Source organism: Pandoraea communis (assembly GCF_902459745.1).
Classification (GTDB): Bacteria; Pseudomonadota; Gammaproteobacteria; order Burkholderiales; family Burkholderiaceae; genus Pandoraea; species Pandoraea communis.
The window spans coordinates 326,260-348,307 of record NZ_CABPSJ010000003.1; the positions used below are offsets into that span (position 1 = coordinate 326,260).

General features: G+C 63.2%; 21 protein-coding genes. 16 read left to right on the forward strand and 5 right to left on the reverse strand.

The window, feature by feature from the left end:
* Positions 1–42 precede the first annotated feature (42 nt).
* The 6 genes from PCO31110_RS12270 to ftsB all read left to right on the forward strand — a co-directional run bounded on the left by PCO31110_RS12270 (position 43) and on the right by ftsB (position 8,692).
* On the forward strand, positions 43–2,943 hold the full coding sequence (locus tag PCO31110_RS12270; RefSeq protein ID WP_150690552.1) for a DNA internalization-related competence protein ComEC/Rec2: 2,901 nt from the start codon (positions 43–45) through the stop codon (positions 2,941–2,943).
* Positions 2,944–3,197: 254 nt separating this feature from the next.
* Entirely contained in the window at positions 3,198–4,028 is an 831-nt protein-coding gene (locus PCO31110_RS12275; RefSeq protein WP_150690553.1) for an alpha/beta fold hydrolase, read from the forward strand.
* Positions 4,029–4,208: 180 nt separating this feature from the next.
* On the forward strand, positions 4,209–5,867 hold the full coding sequence (gene pyrG, locus PCO31110_RS12280; RefSeq protein WP_150690554.1) for a CTP synthase: 1,659 nt from the start codon (positions 4,209–4,211) through the stop codon (positions 5,865–5,867).
* Between the two features lie 36 nt (positions 5,868–5,903).
* Positions 5,904–6,758 carry a 3-deoxy-8-phosphooctulonate synthase gene (gene kdsA, locus PCO31110_RS12285; protein ID WP_150690555.1) on the forward strand — a complete coding sequence of 285 codons (855 nt, stop codon included), beginning with the start codon at positions 5,904–5,906 and terminating at the stop codon, positions 6,756–6,758.
* A 145-nt stretch (positions 6,759–6,903) separates the two neighbouring features.
* Complete coding sequence (eno, locus tag PCO31110_RS12290; RefSeq protein WP_010807438.1) at positions 6,904–8,187, forward strand: phosphopyruvate hydratase; 1,284 nt, start codon at positions 6,904–6,906, stop codon at positions 8,185–8,187.
* A 73-nt stretch (positions 8,188–8,260) separates the two neighbouring features.
* Positions 8,261–8,692 (forward strand): cell division protein FtsB, encoded by a 432-nt coding sequence (gene ftsB, locus PCO31110_RS12295; RefSeq protein WP_150690556.1) that lies wholly within the window; start codon positions 8,261–8,263, stop codon positions 8,690–8,692.
* Between the two features lie 82 nt (positions 8,693–8,774).
* On the opposite strand, the gene PCO31110_RS12300 is transcribed toward ftsB, so the two are convergent.
* The 3 genes from PCO31110_RS12300 to PCO31110_RS12310 form a co-directional block, all read right to left on the reverse strand.
* A complete protein-coding gene (locus PCO31110_RS12300) occupies positions 8,775–9,206 on the reverse strand; it encodes a hypothetical protein (RefSeq protein ID WP_150690557.1) in 432 nt (143 codons plus the stop codon).
* A gap of 110 nt (positions 9,207–9,316) precedes the next feature.
* On the reverse strand, positions 9,317–10,252 hold the full coding sequence (gene hslO, locus PCO31110_RS12305) for an Hsp33 family molecular chaperone HslO (protein WP_010807435.1): 936 nt from the start codon (positions 10,250–10,252) through the stop codon (positions 9,317–9,319).
* 216 nt (positions 10,253–10,468) lie between these two features.
* A complete protein-coding gene (locus PCO31110_RS12310) occupies positions 10,469–10,993 on the reverse strand; it encodes a gamma carbonic anhydrase family protein (RefSeq protein ID WP_010807434.1) in 525 nt (174 codons plus the stop codon).
* A 49-nt stretch (positions 10,994–11,042) separates the two neighbouring features.
* Here PCO31110_RS12310 and PCO31110_RS12315 point away from each other — a divergent pair, with 49 nt between their 5' ends.
* The 10 genes from PCO31110_RS12315 (at position 11,043) to PCO31110_RS12360 (ending at position 20,111) form a co-directional block, all read left to right on the forward strand.
* A complete protein-coding gene (locus PCO31110_RS12315; RefSeq protein ID WP_150690558.1) occupies positions 11,043–12,014 on the forward strand; it encodes a ferritin-like domain-containing protein in 972 nt (323 codons plus the stop codon).
* A gap of 81 nt (positions 12,015–12,095) precedes the next feature.
* Positions 12,096–12,986: an alpha/beta fold hydrolase gene (locus PCO31110_RS12320; RefSeq protein ID WP_150690559.1), complete on the forward strand. Its 891-nt coding sequence runs from the start codon at positions 12,096–12,098 to the stop codon at positions 12,984–12,986.
* Positions 12,987–13,127: 141 nt separating this feature from the next.
* Complete coding sequence (locus PCO31110_RS12325) at positions 13,128–13,961, forward strand: 3',5'-nucleoside bisphosphate phosphatase (RefSeq protein WP_010807431.1); 834 nt, start codon at positions 13,128–13,130, stop codon at positions 13,959–13,961.
* 12 nt (positions 13,962–13,973) lie between these two features.
* Positions 13,974–14,600 (forward strand): L-threonylcarbamoyladenylate synthase, encoded by a 627-nt coding sequence (locus PCO31110_RS12330; RefSeq protein ID WP_150690560.1) that lies wholly within the window; start codon positions 13,974–13,976, stop codon positions 14,598–14,600.
* A 72-nt stretch (positions 14,601–14,672) separates the two neighbouring features.
* Positions 14,673–15,338 (forward strand): site-2 protease family protein, encoded by a 666-nt coding sequence (locus tag PCO31110_RS12335; protein WP_010807429.1) that lies wholly within the window; start codon positions 14,673–14,675, stop codon positions 15,336–15,338.
* A 25-nt stretch (positions 15,339–15,363) separates the two neighbouring features.
* Positions 15,364–16,566 carry a tryptophan--tRNA ligase gene (locus PCO31110_RS12340; RefSeq protein ID WP_010807428.1) on the forward strand — a complete coding sequence of 401 codons (1,203 nt, stop codon included), beginning with the start codon at positions 15,364–15,366 and terminating at the stop codon, positions 16,564–16,566.
* Positions 16,563–17,159 (forward strand): class I SAM-dependent methyltransferase, encoded by a 597-nt coding sequence (locus PCO31110_RS12345; RefSeq protein ID WP_150690561.1) that lies wholly within the window; start codon positions 16,563–16,565, stop codon positions 17,157–17,159. The genes PCO31110_RS12340 and PCO31110_RS12345 overlap by 4 nt, the downstream gene beginning before the upstream one ends.
* A 42-nt stretch (positions 17,160–17,201) precedes the next feature.
* Positions 17,202–18,119, forward strand: a complete 918-nt coding sequence (gene dapA / locus PCO31110_RS12350) for a 4-hydroxy-tetrahydrodipicolinate synthase (RefSeq protein ID WP_010807426.1) — start codon at positions 17,202–17,204, stop codon at positions 18,117–18,119.
* 49 nt (positions 18,120–18,168) lie between these two features.
* Positions 18,169–19,311, forward strand: a complete 1,143-nt coding sequence (gene bamC, locus PCO31110_RS12355; protein WP_036660962.1) for an NlpB/DapX family lipoprotein — start codon at positions 18,169–18,171, stop codon at positions 19,309–19,311.
* Between the two features lie 8 nt (positions 19,312–19,319).
* On the forward strand, positions 19,320–20,111 hold the full coding sequence (locus tag PCO31110_RS12360; RefSeq protein WP_150690562.1) for an MBL fold metallo-hydrolase: 792 nt from the start codon (positions 19,320–19,322) through the stop codon (positions 20,109–20,111).
* Positions 20,112–20,244: 133 nt separating this feature from the next.
* Here PCO31110_RS12360 and PCO31110_RS25680 read toward each other — a convergent pair whose 3' ends face one another.
* Together PCO31110_RS25680 and PCO31110_RS12370 are read right to left on the reverse strand one after the other, a co-directional pair.
* Complete coding sequence (locus tag PCO31110_RS25680; protein ID WP_081636109.1) at positions 20,245–20,505, reverse strand: hypothetical protein; 261 nt, start codon at positions 20,503–20,505, stop codon at positions 20,245–20,247.
* 178 nt (positions 20,506–20,683) lie between these two features.
* Positions 20,684–21,904: a cupin domain-containing protein gene (locus PCO31110_RS12370; RefSeq protein ID WP_150690563.1), complete on the reverse strand. Its 1,221-nt coding sequence runs from the start codon at positions 21,902–21,904 to the stop codon at positions 20,684–20,686.
* Positions 21,905–22,048 lie beyond the last annotated feature (144 nt).

Here is a 22,048-nt window from a genome sequence, read left to right on the forward strand (position 1 = left end):
CTGCGGCGTTGCGCGGTCTTTGAGACATGACGTGGTGACGTCATGAGAGTTGTGCTGCTTGCGTGGGTCGCGGGCGTCTGGTGGCTGCAACAGGCTTCGGCCTTGCCAGGCGGGCGGGTACTCGCTACGGCCATGGGTCTCGCCGGGGGCGTGTTGTTGGCGTGCGCACTCTGGGCGGTGACACGGAGCGGGCGCGCTGGCGCGGGCGCGTCGACGGACACTGGTGGCGCTGACCCGGCACGAAGTGCGGTGTGTGCCGTTCAAGGATGGCGTCAGCGGTGCGTGGTGACAGCGCTTGCGTTGTGTGCGGCGACGCTCGGGTATTCATGGGCGGCGCTTCGGGCAGAAGTGCGATTGAGCGATCGTTTCTCCACCGTGCTTGAGGGGGAAGACCTGTTGGTCGTCGGCACCGTGGCTGAGCTGCCCGTGTCGGCGGGCGACGGACTGCGGTTCGCGTTCGATGTGGAACACGCGTATCTCACTGGCGATGGGTGCGCGTTGCCAGTCATGGAGACGCCGGAAGCAGTGTCCGGGACGCGTGGCGAGCGACACGATTCGAAGCGCGGAGCGGCGTCGTGCGGGCCAGTGCATGTGCCGGCGCACATCGAACTGGTCTGGCCGGGGCATTCGTTTTTCGGTCGCCAGAAAGTGGTGCGAGTTGCCGACGTCGGGCAAACGCAAGGGCCTGCCGAGCGTGCGGGTCCGACAGGCCCCGGACGTCCGCGGGCAGGTGAGCGATGGCAATTGCCCGTGCGACTGACGTCCCCCAGAGGCTTTGCAAACTGGTACGGATTCGACGCCGAATTGATGGCGCTTGCACGGGGCGTCCGTGCGACAGGATATGTGCGCACTTCCTATGGCGGGGGCAGGGCGTCAAACGTAGGCGGCGCACGGCGTCTGCAATCCGGGCCGATGCCGGGATACCGTTTCGCTGCGTGGCGCGAGCGGCTGCGCGACGACTTTCGGATCGCGCTCGGACCGTCGGCGCGATATGGCGGCGTGTTGATGGCGCTTGCACTGGGAGAGCGTGGCGACATTGCAGACGACGACTGGCAGGTGTTTGCCGATACGGGGGTGAGTCACTTGCTGGCGATCTCGGGGCTGCACGTATCGCTGGTTGCCGGGGTGTTTGCCGCGCTCGCCGGCGCGCTGTGGCGTCGGGCATGCGGGAGGCATTTCGGCTTGCCACTATGGTGGCCGGCGCCGAAGGCCGCGGCGGTTGCGGGTCTGCTTGCCGCAGTGGCATATGGGGCGGTCGCCGGGTGGGGCGTGCCGGTGCGTCGGGCAGTAGGCATGGTGGCGATTCTGGTTCTGGCGCTGCTCAATGGCCGATTCGCTGCGCCGTCTTACGTGCTGATGTGGGCGCTGGCCGTCATCGTCGCGCTCGATCCGTGGGCCGTGGTCACACCGGGCCTGTGGCTCTCATTCGGCGCAGTCGCCGCGCTGGTGTTGGCCGCGAGACATCGCGACCGATGGCGGGTAGCACGGCGGCGCGGGGCGTCTGAAGGGGTGCATGCCTCCACTACGCCCGGTGCGCTCAATGCGCTGGACGCGTCAGAGGTGTCCCACCGGTCTCTTTCGTCCCTTGCGTCCGAAAGGCCGCTTAGCGCGCGAGACGCTGCGAGCAGCACGCGCAGCATCGGCGTGTTTGGCCGCTGGCGAGCCGCGGCATTTGCCTCTCTGTGGCAGGCGGCGCGCGCGCAATACGCGGTCACGATAGGACTCGTGCCGTTGACGCTTGCGTGGTTTGGTGCGGTGCCGTTGCTGGGGCCGTTGGCAAACGCCGTCGCTATTCCGCTGATGACATTGATCGTGACGCCGCTGGCGCTGGCTAGCCTGCTCTTGCCCGCGACGTTGTCACATTGGGCGTTGGCGCTGGCGCATGCGGTGGTCGTCTGGCTGGCGGATTGGCTCGGCATGCTGGCGGCATTGCCATGGGCCGTGTGGCGTGCAGGGGTTGCGCCGCCTTGGGCACAGGTGGCGGCGGTCGGCGGTGTGATCGCGTGCCTGATGCCGCTGCCTGTCGGAATGGGAATGCGCAGGGCGAAGGCTTGGCGGGGTGGTGTTCGCTTCGCGGGTTTTGCGCTGATAGTGCCGGCATGGCTCGCTTCGTCGCCGCGCCCCGGTGCCGAGGCGTTTCGCGTCACCATGCTCGATGTCGGGCAAGGCAATGCCGTGCTCGTCGAGACGGCAACGCGCACGCTGCTCTTTGACGCCGGCCCGCCGTTGGGACGGCGCAGCGATGCGGGGCGCCGTGTGATCGTCCCCTATCTCCGGGCGCAGGGTGTCGAGCGGCTCGACCGTTTCGTCGTCAGCCACGCCCACGACGATCACTTTGGCGGCGCGTTGAGTGTGTTGAGGGCGTATCCGCACGCACAGGTGTTTTCGTCGCTGCCTGCGACGCATCGGGTGCGCCGCGCCGCCGCTGCTCATCGAACTTGCCTCGCGGGACAGCAGTGGACGTGGGATGGCGTGACGTTCCGGTTTCTGCACCCGGACACTGCGACGTTGCGCGATGGCTGGGGCGGGCGCGTCGGGCCAAACGGTGTGAGCTGCGTGTTGCGCGTATCGAGCGGGAAGCACAGTGCGCTACTCGCAGCGGACGCCGAAGCACCCCAGGAGCGCACCATGCTGGCGCGCTTCGGGGCGGATTTGCACTCGGACGTCCTGCTCGTGCCGCATCACGGGAGTTTGACCTCGTCGACGTCCGAATTCGTGGAGGCGGTGTCGCCGGGCCATGTGGTGTTTCAAACGGGCTATCGGAATCGATTCGGACATCCGAGGCCGGCTGTGGTTGCGCGCTATCGGGCAGCAGGCGCTCGGATTTGGCAAACGGTGGCGCACGGAGGCGTTCGGTTCTCGATCACCGGAGATGGGATCGAGGCACTGTCCTACCGCGAGCAATACCGCCGGTACTGGCACGCCACTGATCCGGACGTGTAGGGGCGGTGCCTGACGGCGCGGGTGTGGGGACGTGGCGCCGGTCCGGCCCAGGTTTCGCGATTCGACTGAAACCTCTACCGGCACTCAATGCACTCGACGGGCGGTTCGCTAGAATGGTTCGACAAGTGCCAGACGGCCGGATTGGCCGACAGTGGATTCGGGGGGGGTAGACTGGGCGGGCAGGGGCGGTAGCGTCGCGCCTTCCGACTCCGGTGAAATTCCCATCGGGCTGGTTTGGCAACATGAAGAATTCCATGACAAGAGAGATCATCCATTTTTCGCACGGCAATGGCTTCCCCGCAGGCGTCTATCGCAAGATGCTCGGCGCGTTGGCCGACGAGTACGACGTGCGTGCCATCGACCGTATCGGTCACGACCCGCGCTATCCGGTCACGCCGGGCTGGCGCTATTTGCGCAACGAGTTGGTCGACACGCTCGAGCGCGAATATCACGGGGAGCCGGTCTGGCTCGTCGGGCATTCGCTCGGCGGCTTCCTGAGCCTCATGGCTGCGCTCAAGGCACCACAGTGCGTGCGGGGCGTGGTGATGATCGATTCCCCCATCGTTACGCCGGGGTGGCGCACGCAAATGCTGCGGCTGGGGATGCTCACCGGACTTTACGAACGGCTCTCGCCTGCCGGCGTGACCAAGCGGCGCCGCGATCGCTGGCCCGACTGGGAGGCGGCATGGCGGCATTTCGCCAGCAAGCCGGTGTTTGCCAATTGGGATCCGGACGTGCTGCGCGACTACATCGATTGCGGCACCTTGCCGACGGGGGAGGGCGAGGCCCGGCGTCTGGCATTCGCCCGCGAAATCGAATATCGAATCTATCTGACGCTGCCGCCGCAGCTTGCCGCACGGGCCATGCGCGGCGTGCCGGTGCCGGTCGGCTTTCTGGCAGGTACCGAATCGCGCGAGTTGCGGCAGGCGGGAATCGGGGCGACGCGGCGTATCGTGGGCACTCATCTGCGTTATGTCCACGGCACCCATCTCTTTCCGATGGAGCACCCGCTGGAGACCGCAGCGGCGGTGCGCGACATGCTCGCGGAGCTGCGCGGCGAACACCGGCACCCGCTCGCGGCATGAGACTTATGCGGGCGGCCCGCGCCTGAAGGTAGCCGAGCCGGGCAGATTCATGCCGTAGTGTGCCTGCCGTACCGGGGCGGTGCGCGCGATGGCCTGTCAAGGCCAAAATTTGCCGCGCCGCACCTCGAGGGCAAGGAAGCTTTCGGGTATAATCCGGCTTTCCCGCGAGCAATTACTGCGATGACCAAATTCGTTTTTGTCACGGGCGGCGTGGTTTCCTCTCTTGGTAAGGGAATTGCTGCCGCATCTCTGGCCGCGATTCTAGAATCGCGTGGCCTCAAAGTCACCCTCCTCAAGCTTGATCCCTACATCAACGTCGACCCGGGCACGATGAGCCCGTTTCAGCACGGCGAGGTGTTTGTCACTGAGGATGGTGCGGAAACCGACCTCGATCTGGGCCACTACGAGCGCTTCATCAGCGCCAAGATGCGCCGTGCGAACAACTTCACGACAGGCCAGATCTACGAATCGGTGATCCGCAAGGAGCGCCGTGGCGAATATCTCGGCAAGACCGTTCAGGTCATTCCGCACATCACCAACGAAATTCAGGCCTTCGTCGAGCGCGGCGCGCGTTCGACCTGGGACGGCCATCCGGACGTGGCCATCGTCGAAATCGGCGGCACGGTGGGCGATATCGAATCGCTGCCGTTCCTCGAGGCCGCACGTCAGATGAATCTGCGCCTGGGGCGCAACAGCGTGGCCTTCGTGCACCTGACGCTCGTGCCGTACATTGCGACGGCAGGCGAACTCAAGACCAAGCCGACGCAACACAGCGTGCAGAAGCTGCGCGAAATCGGTATTTCGCCGGACGTGCTGCTGTGCCGTGCCGACCGTCAGATTCCGGAAGACGAGTGCGCCAAGATTTCGCTGTTCGCGAACATTCCGCAGGACGCCGTGATCTCGGTCTGGGACGTCGACACGATCTACAAGATTCCGCAGATGCTTCATGACCAGGGCATGGACAAGATCATCTGCGACGAGCTGAAGATCGAAGCCAAGCCGGCCGACTTGTCCATGTGGACGCGTCTGGTGCACGCCGTCGAGAATCCGAAGCATGAGGTCACCATCGGCATGGTCGGCAAGTACGTCGATCTGACCGAGTCGTACAAGTCGCTTATCGAAGCGCTGCGTCACGCCGCCATCCACACGGAAACGCGCGTGAATATCGAGTACATCGATTCCGAACAGATCGAGAAGGACGGCACGGATGCGCTTAAGCATCTGGACGCCATTCTCGTGCCGGGCGGTTTCGGTCGCCGCGGTACCGAAGGCAAGATCAAGGCGGTCCGCTACGCTCGCGAGAATCGCGTGCCGTATCTGGGCATCTGTCTCGGCATGCAGCTCGCCGTGATCGAGTTCGCACGCGACGTGGCCAAGCTGGCCGAGGCCAACAGCACGGAGTTCGATCCGTCGACGCCGCATCCGGTCGTCGCCCTCATTACCGAGTGGCAGGGCCGCGATGGCAAGATCGAGCAGCGTACCGAAGATTCGGATCTGGGCGGCACGATGCGCCTGGGCTCGCAGCGCGTGCCGATCAAGGCCGAAACGATGGCCTCGCGCATCTATGGCGACACGGTCAACGAGCGCCACCGCCACCGCTACGAAGTCAACAACTACTACGTTCCGCAGCTCGAAGCTGCCGGCATGGTGATTTCGGCGCGTACGCCGACCGAGAACCTGCCGGAGATGATGGAACTGCCGCAGCAGGTGCACCCGTGGTTCGTGGGCGTTCAGTTCCACCCGGAATTCACCTCGACGCCGCGCGACGGCCATCCGCTCTTCAAGGCTTATGTTGAAGCGGCGCTGGCAGGTCAGCAAGCGCGCAAGAAGGCTGCCTGAGACTGAGCTGCCGCGAGCGAGAGACAAGGAGTTCCCATGAAACTGTGCGGTTTCGACGTTGGCCTGGATAAGCCGTTTTTCCTGATCGCAGGCACCTGCGTCGTCGAGTCGGAGCAAATGACCATCGACGTCGCGGGGCAGCTCAAGGAAATGACGAGCGCGCTCGGCATCCCGTTCATTTACAAGTCGTCGTTCGACAAGGCGAATCGCAGTTCGGGCAAGTCGTATCGCGGCCCTGGGCGCGAGGCTGGCCTGAAGATTCTCGAGGAAGTGCGCCGTCAACTCGGCGTGCCGGTGCTGACCGATGTGCACACCGAAGAAGACGTGGCCGTGGCCGCGCCCATCGTCGATGTGCTGCAAACGCCTGCGTTCCTGTGCCGTCAGACGGATTTCATCCGTGCCTGCGCCCAGTCCGGCAAGCCGGTGAACATCAAGAAGGGGCAGTTTCTCGCGCCGCACGACATGATCAACGTCATCGACAAGGCCCGCGACGCCGCGCGTGAAGCCGGTCTGCCCGATGACGTGTTCATGGCCTGCGAGCGAGGTGTCTCGTTCGGCTACAACAATCTGGTTTCGGACATGCGCTCGCTCGCGATCATGCGCGAGACCAGGGCGCCGGTCGTGTTCGACGCAACGCATTCGGTACAACTGCCGGGCGGTCAGGGCACCAGTTCGGGCGGCCAGCGCGAGTTCGTGCCGGTGCTGTCGCGTGCGGCCGTGGCCGTGGGCGTGTCGGGCCTGTTCATGGAAACACACCCGGACCCGGCCTGCGCCCTTTCGGACGGCCCCAATGCCGTGCCGCTCGGACGCATGCGAGAACTGCTCACCACGCTCAAGACGATTGACGCGGCGGTGAAGCAGGGTGAGTTTCTGGAAAATCATTTCAACTGAAGTTCGGCCGGTGTGCGCAGAAGTGCGGCATCGGTGCCCACGTCAGGATTCGGCGCATGCGCCCGACGTGCGCGCGGCATGTGACGGGCTGCGGCGCGATGCAGGTTCCCTTTAGCGTTTTTGTCATTCAGTTACCGAGGAATACATGAGTGCAATCGTAGATATCATCGGGCGCGAAGTGCTGGACTCGCGCGGCAATCCGACGGTCGAGTGCGACGTGCTGCTGGAGTCGGGCGTGATGGGCCGTGCGGCAGTGCCGTCGGGCGCATCGACCGGCTCGCGCGAAGCGATCGAACTGCGCGACGGCGATAAGGAGCGCTATCTCGGCAAGGGTGTGCAGAAGGCAGTCGAGCACATCAACACCGAGATTTCGGAAGCGATCATGGGCCTGGATGCAGCAGAACAAGCCTTCCTGGATAAGACCCTGATCGAACTCGACGGCACGGACAACAAGTCGCGCCTCGGCGCGAACGCCACGCTGGCCGTGTCGATGGCCGTGGCCAAGGCGGCGGCGGAAGAAGCCGGTCTGCCGCTGTACCGCTACTTCGGCGGTTCGGGCGCCATGCAAATGCCGGTGCCGATGATGAACATCGTCAACGGCGGTGCGCACGCCAACAATAGCCTGGACATCCAGGAGTTCATGGTGATGCCCGTCGGTCAGACGAGCTTCCGCGAAGCCCTGCGTTGCGGCGCCGAAATCTTTCACGCGCTGAAGAAGATCATTTCCGAGAAGGGCATGAGCACGGCCGTGGGCGATGAAGGCGGTTTCGCACCGAACTTCGCGTCGAACGAAGAGTGCCTGACGACCATTCAGCAAGCCGTCGAAAACGCAGGTTACCGCCTGGGTGACGACGTGCTGCTGGCCCTGGACTGCGCCTCGACCGAGTTCTTCAAGAACGGCAAGTACGAACTCGCCGGTGAAGGCCTGTCGCTGACCTCGGAAGAGTTCGCCGACTACCTCGCCAACCTGTGCGACAAGTTCCCGATCGTCTCGATCGAAGACGGCATGTCGGAAGACGACTGGGCCGGCTGGAAGATCCTGACCGAGAAGCTGGGCAAGAAGGTGCAACTGGTCGGTGACGATCTGTTCGTGACCAACACGAAGATCCTGAAGCAGGGTATCGAGCAAGGCGTCGCCAACTCGATCCTTATCAAGATCAACCAGATCGGTACGCTCACCGAGACCTTCGCCGCCATCGAAATGGCCAAGCGCGCCGGTTACACGGCCGTGGTGTCGCACCGTTCGGGCGAAACCGAAGACTCGACGATCGCCGACATCGCCGTCGGTACGAACGCCGGTCAGATCAAGACCGGTTCGCTCTCGCGCAGCGACCGTATCGCGAAGTACAACCAGCTGCTTCGTATCGAAGAAGATCTTGGCGATATCGCTTCGTATCCGGGTAAGGAAACGTTTTACAATCTGCGCTAATTCCGTTTCCCCGGGAAGCTGAGCCCCGCCTCCGGTCGGGACGCACTTCCCGGAATTCTTGCCAGGCGAAAGCATGCGAATGGTGACATTGGTACTGGTGCTGCTTCTGGCGGCCATCCAGTATCCGCTCTGGTTCGGCCACGGTGGTTGGTTGTACGTGCACGAACTGCGCGACGAGTTGAGCGCCGAACAGCAAAAGAACGAGCAGTTGAAGGAACGTAACGATCGCCTTGCCGGCGAAGTGCAGGATTTGCAGGAAGGCACGGCGGCGATCGAGGAACGCGCTCGTTTCGAGCTGGGCATGGTCAAGGACGGCGAAGTGTTCGTGCAGTTCGTCGCACCCGACGGCACTGGTGGTCCGCAGGCGGCATCCGGCGCCGATGCGCCGCTGGTGTCGTCGACCGAGCCGGCGCACAAGTCGGTCGCGGCTGCCCCGCCTGCCGCTACGCCATCGTCGCAAACGAAGGGCAAGGCGCAGTCGGCGCACAAGACTCAGCATCACTGATCGTCGCTGGCATGATGTGCGAACGGTAAAACGAAAAGGCGTTCCCTCGGGAACGCCTTTTTTATTTCATGCACGGTGTCGCTCAGAAGCCGATGCCGATGCCAACCGACGAGCGCGGGCCATACCATCCGGGGCCGTACCAGCCTGGCCCATACCAGCCGGGGCCGTACCACCCAGGGCTTCCCCAGCCGCCATAGAAGTAGGCGTTGCTGTTATAGCTGCGCATGGCGTCGTCAAACGCGCGTTGTGCGCGTTCGCGCTCGATGGCCGTTTCCTGCTCGTCGTAGATGCGCTTGTTCAGGCGTGTCAGGTCTTGTTTCTGCGCTTCGGTCAATGCAGGGGCGTCTTGCGTCTGCGGAAGACGCGCCGCCGGCGCGTCAGGGGGCGGTATTTGCAACGGCGCGCAGCCGGCGACGAGCATCAGCGCCGATGCGCCGAGCGCGCCGGTGACTGACCGAATTCGCCGGACGCGCAGCGAACCGGCGGCGTGTGCGTTGGGAGCGAGTCGCGACATGAACGAATCCCCGTGGATTGGCAGCGCAGCAGTGAGACCGAAGGCCTCATGACATGACGTGAGATTCACCGGCACGCGGGTCGTTCCGCGCCCGGCGATCTCAACGCCTCTCAATGCTGCACGGACGGTGCGGTGTGCGGCTGCTCGGCAAAAAGCTGCGCCGCATCCACCTTGTCGAAATGATAGGTCTGGCGGCAGAATTCGCACGCCACTTCGACGTTTGGACGCTCGTCGAACACGCTCATGACCTCCGCCTCACCTAGCGTACGCAGCATGTTGGCGACCCGCTCGCGCGAGCAAGTGCAGCGAAACGACGCGACTTGCGGCTCGAATACACGTACCGTTTCTTCCCAGAACAGGCGATGCAGCAGCGTTTCCCGATCGGTACTCAGCATTTCGTCGCGCTTGAGTGTGTTACCCAACTGACAGACGCGATTCCAGGTGTCCTCATCGAACTCGGGGGCCAGCTCGGCGCCGGCCCCTGCCGTACCGCCATGCCCCGGCAGCTTCTGCAACAGAATCCCGACCGTGTGGTTGTCGTCCGATGCCAGCCACAGGCGCGTATCGAGTTGCTCCGAATGGTGCATGTAGTGCTCGAGTACCGATGCCATGTCGGGCAGGGGGCCATGTTCGTCGGACAGCGGCACGATGCCTTGATACGGTTGCTGGCCCGGTTGTTTGACGCGGGGGTCGAGCGTGATGGCGAAGTGCGCATGGCCATTGACGTTGACGAGCGACTTGAGCGTCGCATCTTCAGGAATCTCGCCGCTGTACTTCGCCGTGGCGCGCATCGTCAGGTCGGCGTTGCATTCGACCACGATCATGGTGACGGGGCCGTCGCCGTGCAGTTGCAGAATCAGGGCGCCGTCGAATTTGACGTTGGCCGTGAGCAGCGCCGCTGCAGCCATCATTTCACCGAGCAGATGGCGTATCGGCAGCGGGTAGTCATGGCGCTCCAGCACCGCGCGCCAGGTGGCGTCGAGGCTGACGTATTCACCGCGCACCGGGGCGGCGTCGAACATGAATTTCTGAAGTTGATCGGACACGGTTGAATTCCTGAAAAATGCGGCAACGGCGGTCAATATGGCGAGTGGCGGTGTAGGGAACAAAAACCGCACGAACGGGCCAGATGTCGCACAAAAAGCCGGTGATTGGCGCGTTAATGTTGCGTTATTTGGGGGCGCGCACCGCATTTTCAACACGTCGGGCAGCCCAGGCCCGTGCGCCGGGCCGCCGGCGCGCGTTGGCGCCGGTGGTTCGCATCAGCCGATGCGCACCAGTTGTTCCTTGAAGACCTGACGGCGTGTCGCGTAGACGTCCGCGTTGCGCTTCAGGTTGGCGACTTCCTCATCGGTCAGCTCGCGTACGACCTTGGCGGGCACGCCCAGAATCAGGGAGCGGTCGGGGAAGGTCTTGCGTTCGGTGACCAGCGCCCCTGCGCCCACCAGACTGTCGCGGCCGATGACTGCGCCATTGAGCAGCACGGCCTGAATGCCGATCAGCGAGTTCTCGCCCACCGTACAGCCGTGCAGCATTGCCTGATGGCCGATGCTTACGCCGTTGGCCAGCGTGAGCGGATAGCCCGGGTCGGCATGCAGGACGGCACCTTCCTGTACGTTCGTGCCCACACCGACCTTGATCGGCTCGTTGTCGCCGCGGATCGCCACCCCGGGCCAAACGCTGCTGTTCTCTGCGAGGATCACCTCGCCGATGATGGTGGCAGTGTCGGCCACGAAAGCACTCTCGTGGATCTGCGGGGTCTTGTCTCCAAGTTTATAGATCGGCATAGCGGCTTCGGTTCGCGGTTAAAATCGACGAAATAGCTATTGTAACGTCATGGCCGACTTCACTCCCGCGCCCGGCGGCGATACCGCCTGCAACGCCTTCTCCGGCAGTTCCACCCAACACGTCCCGTCTGGCGACGCCTCCTACGCGCCCAATTGTGCCCGCGAGCGCGCGCTCGGCCTTCTGCGCCTGTGCGATCCGTATCAGAAGGCTGAGGGCGTGGCGGCGCTTCGCGATGCCGTGCGCGAAGGCGCCGCGCACTGGCGCCCCGAACGGCGCTTCGATGCGGCTGAAGCCGCTGAAGTGAACGGGGTGGCGAGGGCGTCCGATCCGGCTGGCGAGGCCGAAGCGCACGATGCGGGCATTCCGGGACGTCCGGCATTACCCCGGTTGGTGTCTCCACGTGAGCTGAAGCACCGCGCTGTCACGTCGGTGGAGGGACGCGCCGCTTTGCTGCACGCGCTCGCCCATATCGAATTTAACGCGATCAATCTCGCGCTCGACGCCCTATGGCGCTTCGATGGCCTGCCTGCCGCGTATTACGACGACTGGCTGCGGGTCGCCGCAGAGGAGGCGTATCACTTCACGCTGCTCTCGACGCATCTGAAATCGTTAGGCGATGCCTACGCCTACGGATGCTTCCCGGCGCACGACGGTCTGTGGGAGATGGCGCGCAGGACGTCCGGCGACTGGCTGGCGCGTCTCGCCCTGGTGCCGCGTACGCTGGAGGCGCGCGGATTGGACGCCAGTCCGCCGATCAAGGCGAAGCTGGCCAGCGCAGGCGACGCTGCCGGTGCGGCCATTCTCGACATCATTCTGCGCGACGAAATCGGGCATGTCGCCATCGGTAACCGTTGGTATCGCTGGGGCTGCGAGCGCGCCGGATGCGATCCCATCGAGACGTATTCCCGGCTGGCCGTCCAGTACCGTGCGCCGCGTCTGCGAGGACCGTTCAATCTGGAGGCGCGCCGGGCGGCGGGCTTCGACGATGACGAACTCGCGGCCCTTCAGGCGAGCGAGTGACGGCGCAGTCGATGCACCAATTTTGAAGCCGATATACTCGGCGTTCCCCAATCCTTTCGCTCTTCACTATCCGCCAGCGTCATGACCGATTCGCGATCCGAATTTCTGACTGTGCGCGGCCTGCGCCACCATGTCCGGCAGTGGGGCACGCCCGGTGCACCGAAGCTGTTTTTACTGCACGGGTGGATGGACGTGTCGGCGTCGTTCCAGTTCGTGGCCGAAACGCTGGCGCAGCGCTGGCATCTGCTTGCCCCCGACTGGCGCGGCTTCGGCCTCACGGACTGGCCGGTGGCCGACGGCCGCTGCGGCAGCTACTGGTTTCCCGACTATCTCGCCGATCTCGAGGCCTTGCTTGACGTCTACACCGGGCCCGGCGACGCCATTAACCTGATCGGACACAGCATGGGCGGGAACGTCGCCTGCCTGTACGCCGGGGTGCGGCCGGCGCGGGTTCGGCGGCTTGTGAATCTGGAGGGTTTCGGTCTGCCGCCGTCTCAGCCGATTGCGGCGATCCGTCAGTTGGGGCGGTGGCTCGACGATCTGCAAAGCGTGCCGACGCTGCGCCCCTACGCCACGCTTGACGCGGTGGCCGCGCGGCTGCGCAAGACGAATCCACGGCTCACTCCCGAACGGGCGGCGTGGCTGGCCCAACGGTGGGCGCGCCAGGCGCGCGACGGGCAATGGCATTTGCTTGCCGATGCGGCGCACAAGATCGCCAATCCGTATCCGTACCGGCTCGATGAAGCGATGGCGGTATGGGGCAACGTGAGCGCACCGGTGCTGCATGTGGAGGCAACGGATTCGGAAGTGCTGCAACACTTCGTCGGGGCGCAGGGGAAGGAGGCGTTCCGCGAGCGTTTTGAGGTCTTTCCGAATTTGACGGAAGCCTTCGTGGCCGATGCGGGCCACATGCTGCATCACGATCAACCGGAAGCTGTGGCACGGCTGATCGACGACTTCTGCCGGGCGTAAACGGGATATGAGCGGGACATAAGCGGGCGTCGGCGCGCGAGCAACTCGCGCAGCGTGCACTTGCGCGGTAGAATGAAGCCGTCATTACAACGTCACTCGCTGGTGTCCGGCGGGGCAGACGTGTCACAGCCTGGCCTCATCATGCTCAACGCGGATCTTCATTGTCATTCCAAAGTCTCGGACGGTACGCTTACGCCGTCTGAAGTCGCGCAGGTCGCTTTTGAGGCCGGTGTCGACCTGTGGGCATTGACGGATCACGACGAGATCGGCGGCCAGCGTGAAGCGCGTGCGGCGGCCGAGGCGCTTGGCATGCGTTACGTGAGCGGTGTGGAAATTTCCATCACATGGGCCAATCGCACGGTGCACATCGTCGGGTTGAACATCGACCCCGACAATCCCACGCTGATCGACGGCCTTGCGGCCACACGCGGCGGGCGGGCGACACGCGCCGAGCAGATGAGCGAACAACTGGCCGCGGCGGGTATTCCGAACGCCTACGAAGGGGCGCTGCGCTACGTTGGCAATCCTGACCTGATTTCGCGCACCCACTTCGCGCGGTATCTGGTGGAAATAGGCAAATGCGCGTCGGTCTCGGACGTGTTCGCGAAGTATCTTGCCGAGGGGCGTCCCGGCTATGTGCCGCACCGCTGGGCAACGCTTGAAGATTCCGTGAAATGGATTCGTGGCGCGGGCGGCATTGCCGTCGTGGCGCACCCGGGCCGTTATAAATTCTCACCGCTCGAATTCGGGGTACTGTTCGATCAGTTCCGCGAACTGGGCGGCGAAGCGATTGAAGTGATTACCGGCAGCCACACGCCGGAGCAGTACCGCGAGTATGCCGATGTCGCGCGTCAGTACGATTTTCTGGCGTCGCGCGGCTCGGATTTCCATGGACCGACCGAGAGCCGCGCGCTCCTCGGCAAGCTGCCTGCGTTGCCCGACGATCTCACCCCGGTCTGGAGCCGCTGGCAGTAACCTCCCGACGCTATGTCGCAATTCTTCCAGATTCATCCGGAAAATCCTCAGTCACGACTCATCAAGCAGGCCGCCCAGATCATCGACAAGGGCGGCATCGTGGCCTTACCGACCGATTCGAGCTACGCGATCGCCTGTCATATCGACGACAAGCAGGCCGTCGATCATCTGCGCCGCGTTCGTGGTCTTGACGAGAAGCAACTGCTGTCGCTGCTGGTGCGCGATCTGTCGGAGCTGGCGGAGTTCGCCATGGTGGACAACCGGCAGTATCGATTGATCAAGGCGACCACGCCGGGGCCGTACGTTTTCATTCTCGAGGCGACGAAGGAGGTGCCGCGCCGTCTCTCCCATCCATCGCGAAAGACGATTGGTTTGCGGGTGCCGGAGCATGCCATTACGCTCGCGTTGCTTGAGGAGCTGGGCCAGCCGCTGCTCGCCACTACGCTGATTTTGCCGGGCGAAACCGAGCCGCTGAACGACCCTGAAGAGATTCGCGAGCGGCTGGAAAAGCAACTGGATCTGGTGATCGATGGCGGCGCTTGTCCGAAAGAGCCGTCGACGGTGATCGATCTGACGGTGACGCCGCCCGAGGTGCTGCGCCGCGGGCGCGGCTCGCTGGCGCCCTTCGGGCTGTCGTGACGGGGCGCATATCGCCGCTTTGCAATGCGCGGTAATACTGGCGTGCGGGTCTGCTTGTTACAATAGCAGGCTATGAATGCAGACCTGATCCAGACCATTGCGGTCTACGCGCTCCCCGTCCTCTTTGCGATTACGTTGCACGAGGCCGCGCATGGCTACGTCGCCAAGTATTTCGGCGACCCCACGGCCTATCTGATGGGACGTGTGACGCTCAATCCCTTCAAGCATATCGACCCGATCGGTACGGTGCTCGTGCCGCTCGCGCTTTACTTCATGACGAGCGGAGCATTTCTGTTCGGCTACGCGAAGCCGGTGCCGGTGGCGTTCGGCAGCCTGCGCAATCCACGCGTCGATACGATCTGGGTGGCGCTCGCCGGCCCGCTCTGCAATTTCGTTCAGGCGATACTTTGGGCCGTGTTCGGACTAGGCTTGCAAGTGATCGGCGTTCACGAGCCGTTCTTCATGATGATGGCGCAGGCGGGCCTGCTGGTGAACCTCGTGATGTGCATGTTCAACCTGTTTCCGGTGCCGCCGCTCGATGGCGGCCGCGTGCTCGTGTCGCTGCTGCCGGCGCGCGCTGCCTACACGCTGTCGCGGGTGGAGCCCTTCGGCTTTTTCATCGTGATGGCGCTGGTGGTGAGCGGCGTGCTTGGCCGTGTGTGGCTGTGGCCGCTCATCCAGTGGGGGCGAGACCTCATCGTCTGGATGCTCACGCCGCTGTTTTTGCTGGTTTCCTGAAGCTTTTGCAGAAGACAACAAGACCATGTACCCCGAACGCGTTTTTTCCGGCATGCGACCGACCGGTCGTCTGCACCTCGGCCACTATCACGGCGTGCTCAAGAACTGGATTCGGCTTCAGTCGGAGTACCCGTGCTATTTCTGCGTGGTCGACTGGCATGCGCTCACCACGCACTATGAAACGCCGGAAGTCATCGAGCAGAACGTTTGGGACATGCTGATCGACTGGCTGGCGGCAGGCATCGATCCGAACCAGGCCACGCTCTTCATCCAGAGCAAGGTGCCCGAGCACGCCGAACTGGCGCTGCTCATCGGCATGAGCACACCGTTGGGCTGGCTCGAACGCGTGCCGACGTACAAGGAACAGATCGAGAAGCTCAAGGAAAAAGACCTGTCGACGTACGGCTTCCTGGGGTATCCCGTGCTTATGGCGGCCGACATTCTGCTTTACCGCGCGCTGCATGTGCCGGTGGGGGAGGATCAGGTGCCGCACGTGGAAATGACGCGCGAGATCGCGCGTCGTTTCAACTACCTTTACGGCCGCGAAGCCGGCTTCGAGGAGAAGGCGCTGGCGGCTGCGCGCAAGCTTGGTGGCAAGCGCTCGAAGCTGTATCTGGAACTGCGTACGGCCTATCAGGAGCAGGGGGACGACGAAGCGCTCGAGCAGGCCCGTGCGATGCTCTCCGAGTCGCAGTCGCTGTCGCTGGGAGACCGCGAACGGCTCTTCGGTTATCTCGAAGGCGCGCGCAAGCTGATTCTGGTCGAGCCGCAGGCCTTGCTCACGCCGGCGTCGCGCATGCCGGGGCTCGACGGCCAGAAGATGTCGAAATCCTATAACAACACCATCGGTCTGCGCGAAGACGCAGAATCGATCACCAAGAAAGTGCGCACCATGCCGACCGATCCGGCGCGTGTGCGTCGCACCGATCCGGGCGATCCCGAGAAGTGTCCGGTGTGGCAACTGCATCAGGTCTACAGCGACGACGATACGCGCGACTGGGTGCAGAAGGGCTGCCGCAGCGCCGGTATCGGTTGCCTCGAGTGCAAGCAGCCGGTCATCGACGGCATTCTGCGCGAGCAGCAACCGATGCTCGAGCGCGCGCAAAAATACATGGACGATCCGTCGCTGCTGCGCGCCATCGTGGCCGATGGCTGTGAGAAAGCTCGAAAATCTGCGCAGGAAATCATGCGCGACGTGCGCGAAGCCATGGGGCTGCAATATTCATGACGGATGCTGGCGTTCCCGGCATGATGCACGGCGTGGGCGCTCCGTCGCCGTGGCTGGTGCGTTGGACGCATCTGATTCCATCGGGGGCGCGTGTCCTCGATCTGGCGTGCGGCCACGGACGTCACGCGCGCTGGCTTGCGGCACGAGGTGCGCAAGTCACCGCCGTCGATCGCGACGAGGTGGCACTTGCCACCATGTCAATGCTGGCGAACGTCACGACACTGGCGGCCGATCTCGAAGGCGCGCCGTGGCCGTTGGCCGAGGGCGCAACGTTCGATGCCGTCGTTGTCACGAATTATCTGCACCGGCCGCTGCTCTCGCACATTGCCGCCAGCGTGGCACCGGGCGGCGTGCTGATTTATGAAACCTTTGCGCAGGGAAACGAAAGATACGGAAAACCGTCCAATCCACTGTTTCTGCTGGCGCCGGGTGAGTTGCTTGATACGGCGCGCACGGCGGATTTGCGCGTGGTCGCCTTCGAGGATGTCACGTTGCCTGCGCCGCGTGCGGCGTGCGTTCAGCGTTTGTGCGCGACGCGCGCTGCCCCCGGGGAAAACCCCGGCGCTGCCGCGCTGTACGAGGCGACCGCGTAATCCGCTACAATCCACCCTTATCGCTGAATTGTTCGATCAACCATGACTACCCAAACTCCGATTCAAGGCAGTATCGTCGCGATTGTCACGCCGATGGCAGAAGACGGCAGCCTTGACCGTGAAGCACTGCGTAACCTCATCAATTGGCATGTCGATGAAGGCACTGACGGCATCGTGATCGTCGGTACGTCGGGCGAATCGCCGACCGTGAACGTCGAAGAGCATTGCGAACTCATTGAGATCGCCGTGCAGCAAACGGCGGAAGCCGGTGCTTCGCGCGGGCGTAAGGTGCCGGTGATTGCCGGCACGGGCGGCAATTCGACGGCGGAAGCCATCGAACTGACGAAGCATGCGAAGCAGGTCGGTGCCGATGCATCGCTTCAGGTCGTGCCGTACTACAACAAGCCCACGCAGGAAGGCCAGTACCAGCACTTCCGCGCCATTGCCGAAGCCGTTGAGCTGCCGGTCATCCTCTATAATGTGCCCGGCCGTACCGTGGCAGATGCCAGCAACGATACGCTGCTGCGTCTGGCGCAAGTGCCCGGCATCGTCGGCGTGAAAGACGCCACGGGTAATCTGGATCGTGGTATCGACCTGATCCGGCGTGCCCCGAAGCACTTTGCCGTGTATAGCGGCGACGACCTGACGGCAGTTGCGCTCATGCTCATGGGCGGTCAGGGTAATATCTCGGTCACTGCCAACGTGGCACCGCGTGCGATGCACGAATTGTGCGTCGCTGCGCTGGCCGGCAATGTGGTCAAGGCACGGGAACTGCAATTCCAGTTGTTCGAACTGCACCGTGCCATGTTCGTCGAAGCCAATCCGATCCCCGTGAAGTGGGCGCTGCAACAAATGGGCATGATCGCGTCGGGCATCCGCCTGCCGCTCACGCCGCTTGCGCAGGCGTATCAGGACACGGTGCTGGGTGCTCTCAAGTCGGCCAACATCGCCGTTGTCTAAGCTGTCGTTCAAGCCCCCGGGTTCGATTGCCCACCTTTTTTTGCGACTCATGAAACGAATCGTCAGTAATTCCGTAGCTCGTCCCGTGCTGGCATGGGCCGCTATTGCCTCGTTGGCCCTCGTCGCCGGATGCAGCTCCCTCTCGAGTGCCTTGTCCTCCGATAAGGTGGACTACAAAAGCTCGAAGACCGGCCCCTCGCTCGACGTTCCCCCGGATCTGACGAATGTTCAGGCCGCTGATCGCAAGTACGTGACTCCGGCCGGTACCGCCACACTGTCGACCTACGAGACGCAGCAGAAGGTCGTGGCGACGAACCCGACGGACACCGTGCTGCCGGCTGTGCCTGGCATGAAGGTCGTGCGCGACGGCAACGAGCGCTGGCTGGTGATTCAGAAGGCTCCCGGCGATCTGTGGCCGACGCTGCGTGAATTCTGGCAAGAGAACGGCTTCGTGCTGACGATCGACTCGCCTGACACGGGCGTGATGGAAACCGATTGGGCAGAGAATCGTGCAAAGCTGAATCAGGACATCATCCGCGATCTGCTCGGCAAGGTGCTCGACGGTCTGTACTCGACCGGCGAACGCGACCGCTTCCGCACTCGCGTGGAACGTGATCCGAACGGCGGCACGGACATCTACATCACGCATCGCCGTATGGTGGAAGTGTTCACGAACTCGCAGAAGGACACGACCAAGTGGGAGCCGGCACCGAATGATCCGGGCCTCGAGGCGATCTTCCTGACCAAGCTGATGCAACGCTTCGGCGTGCAGGTGGAGCAGGCTCAGGCTCAGGTTGAGGGCGCCAAGACGGGCGTGCCGACGAGCCAGGTCGTGAAGACGGCAGACGCGGCCTATCTTGATATCAACGAGCCGTTCGATCGTGCATGGCGTCGCGTTGGTGTGGCGCTCGACCGCGGTAACTTCACCGTGGACGATCGCGACCGCGCGAAGGGTCTGTACTTCGTGAGCTACGTCGATCCGGCAACGCTCGCCAAGGACAATGGCTTCTTCTATAGCCTGTTCCATGCGAAGGAAGTGCAGGACAGCAAGAAGGCCAAGAAGTACAGCGTGAACGTGCAAGGGCGCGGCGACAGCCAGACGCGCGTGCAGGTGCTCGACGACAAGGGTAACGTCGACAATTCGCAGATCGCGCAGACGATCATCAGCGTAATTGGCAACCAGCTCCGTTAAGGCGGGGCGTGCGATTCGCCAGTTTAGGCAGTGGCAGCGAAGGTAATGCCCTGCTGGTGGAGGCGTCGGAAGGCGCCTCCACGACACGTATTCTTCTCGATTGCGGTTTCTCGATGCGGGAGGTCGAGCGGCGTCTTGCGGCACGCTCGATCGACGTGACGTCGCTCGACGCCATCGTCATCACGCATGAGCATGCCGACCACATCGGCAGTGCCCTTTCCCTCACGCGCAAGTACCGGATTCCTCTCATCATGAGTTGGGGAACGGGGCAGGCCGTCAAAGTACACGCAACCCTCAAGGCTGGCGACGACGATGCGCTCGTGCGCTGGTGTCGTTCCGACGAGCCTTTGGCGGTAGGCGGTATCGAGCTTCACCCCTACACCGTGCCTCACGATGCGCGTGAACCGCTTCAGTTCGTGTTTTCCGACGGCGTGCGCCGCTTGGGGGTGCTCACGGATGCCGGGTGCCCGACCGCTCACTTGATCGCCACACTGGGCGGCTGCGATGCCTTGGTGCTCGAATGCAACCATGATCGCGAGATGCTGGCCAATAGTAAGTATCCGGCGTCGCTCAAAGCGCGAATCGGTGGCATCTATGGTCATCTGGCGAACGAGGCGGCCGCAGAGATTCTGGCGGCGATCGACAGAGCGAAGCTGCAGCGCGTGATTTGCGCGCATTTGAGCGAGCAGAACAACACGCCTGAACTGGCCATGGCGGCGATGTCCGCTGTCATCGGCACCGAGACAACGGAGATACTCGTGGCGACGCAGGCAGGGGGCTTTGACTGGTTGGCGTGCTAGCGGCGTAGGCCCGTCGCATTGAGCTGTCGGCAGGGCGGGGTGGCCAGGGCGGATGCGATACGACGCGCAGGAATAAAAAAAGCCGGTCGAAAGACCGGCTTTTTTTGCTCAACTGCCTTGCGGCAGCGAGAGCTTACTTGCTGGCAGCAGCGTCAGCAGCCGAAGCAACGGCGTCAGCGGCAGCACCAGCAGCCGAAGCGACCGTGTCAGCAGCAGCACCAGCAGCCGAAGCAACCGTGTTGGCAGCAGCGCCAGCAGCCGAAGCGGCCGAATCAGCAGCAGCCGAGGCAGCCGAAGCGGCAGCGTCAGCGGCCGGAGCGGCGGCTTCTTCCTTCTTGCCGCAGGCGGTCAGGGCGATAGCCAACAACGAAGCGACGAGGAGAGACTTCTTCATGATCACGTCCTTTTATGGTAGAAGACAAGCGAATGAATATTAATTACGGTAATACGCTCTTGCCAGCGCAAAGCCGATTGCGAGACATTGGCAATTGAGGATTACCCTTGGTCATGCAAGCTGCTTGGCGAGAAATTATATTGGGTTTTCCCCAACGCGTCACGTCAATCTCGCGCATTTACCCCGCTTTTTTCCTTACAGCGCGCAACTTTCGCACGGTCTTCGAGTCTGGTTCGAGTTGCAGCCATCCCGAAGTATACCAATCGTACAGAATTTCGACGATTTCTTGGCTATTTTGCTCGAAACTCGCACATTCCTCGGCATCCAGTCGACGGAGGTCGGCGAGGCGCCGTAACGTCGATCTTGCACTGACGGGGACTTCGAGCGGCTCACCGTTGACGTAGTATCGGTTGCGTCGATACAACAATTGTGTCTTCGCCGAGAGCGCCAGGCCGCGCGACGACGCTTCGCGGACGAAACGCGTCTCTGAAAGCGGCGTTTCCGGCGGGTCGAAAAACACATGCGACTTCGGTTCGCTCAACCAGCGCCCAAGGAAGTCCTCCACCTCTTTCTGTCCCCAGCGCACCTTTTCGAGTTGCGAGACGAGTGTGTCGATCATGGCATCGGGCAGCGCGGCAGGATGCTTGACGGCAGATTGCGACGGGTCGGCGTATCGGCCAGCGAAATGACGTGCGAACGGCAATTCGGGGGCGTTCTCGGCAAGGTAGTGCAGGAAGTTCTGAAGCATCTCCTGCTCGAGCGGCGCGCGAAAACCGATCGAGTACGTCATGCACTCGCCTTCGGCGACACCGTCGTGTGCATAGCCTGGCGGCAGATACAGCATGTCGCCTGGCTCGAGCACCCATTCCTCTTCGGCTTCGAAGTGCTTCAGGATGCGCAGCGGCACACCCTCGAGCCATGTGGTGTCACGTTGCGGCCCGATGCGCCAGCGACGCTTGCCATGGGCTTGCAGCAGAAAGACATCGTAGGAGTCGAGATGCGGTCCCACACCGCCGCCATCGGTGGCGTAGCTGATCATCACGTCGTCGAGACGAGCGTCGGGAATGAAGCGAAACTGTTGCATGAGGGCATCGACGGCCGGCGCGTGCAGATTCACACCTTGCACGAGAAGCGTCCATTGTTTGCGCGTGAGCGGCGGCAAATCGGTGGCATCGAACGGGCCGTGCTCAAGTTGCCAGCGCTTGCGCGCATGGCTGATGAGTCGAGATTCGACGTCGTCCTGCGCGGCGAGTGCGAACAGCGCGTCGCGCGAGAGCGGCGCGGTAAAGCCGGGGATCGCTTGCCGGATGAGTAGCGGGCGCTTGTGCCAGTAGCGCTTCATGAAGGCCTCGGGCGCGAGACCGCCGAGCAGGGGCGATGTGGGGCGGGATGTCGTCATGCGTAGATCGATGCGTTAAAAGTGACAGCGGGAGGCAACGGCGCCGGTGTCTGTCATCCGATGGCAGCCCGGCGCGTGCTTGCGCGAGGTGCAGGAATGAACACAATGCGAACACGCGGTGCGCCCGCTTGCGGACCTCGATGT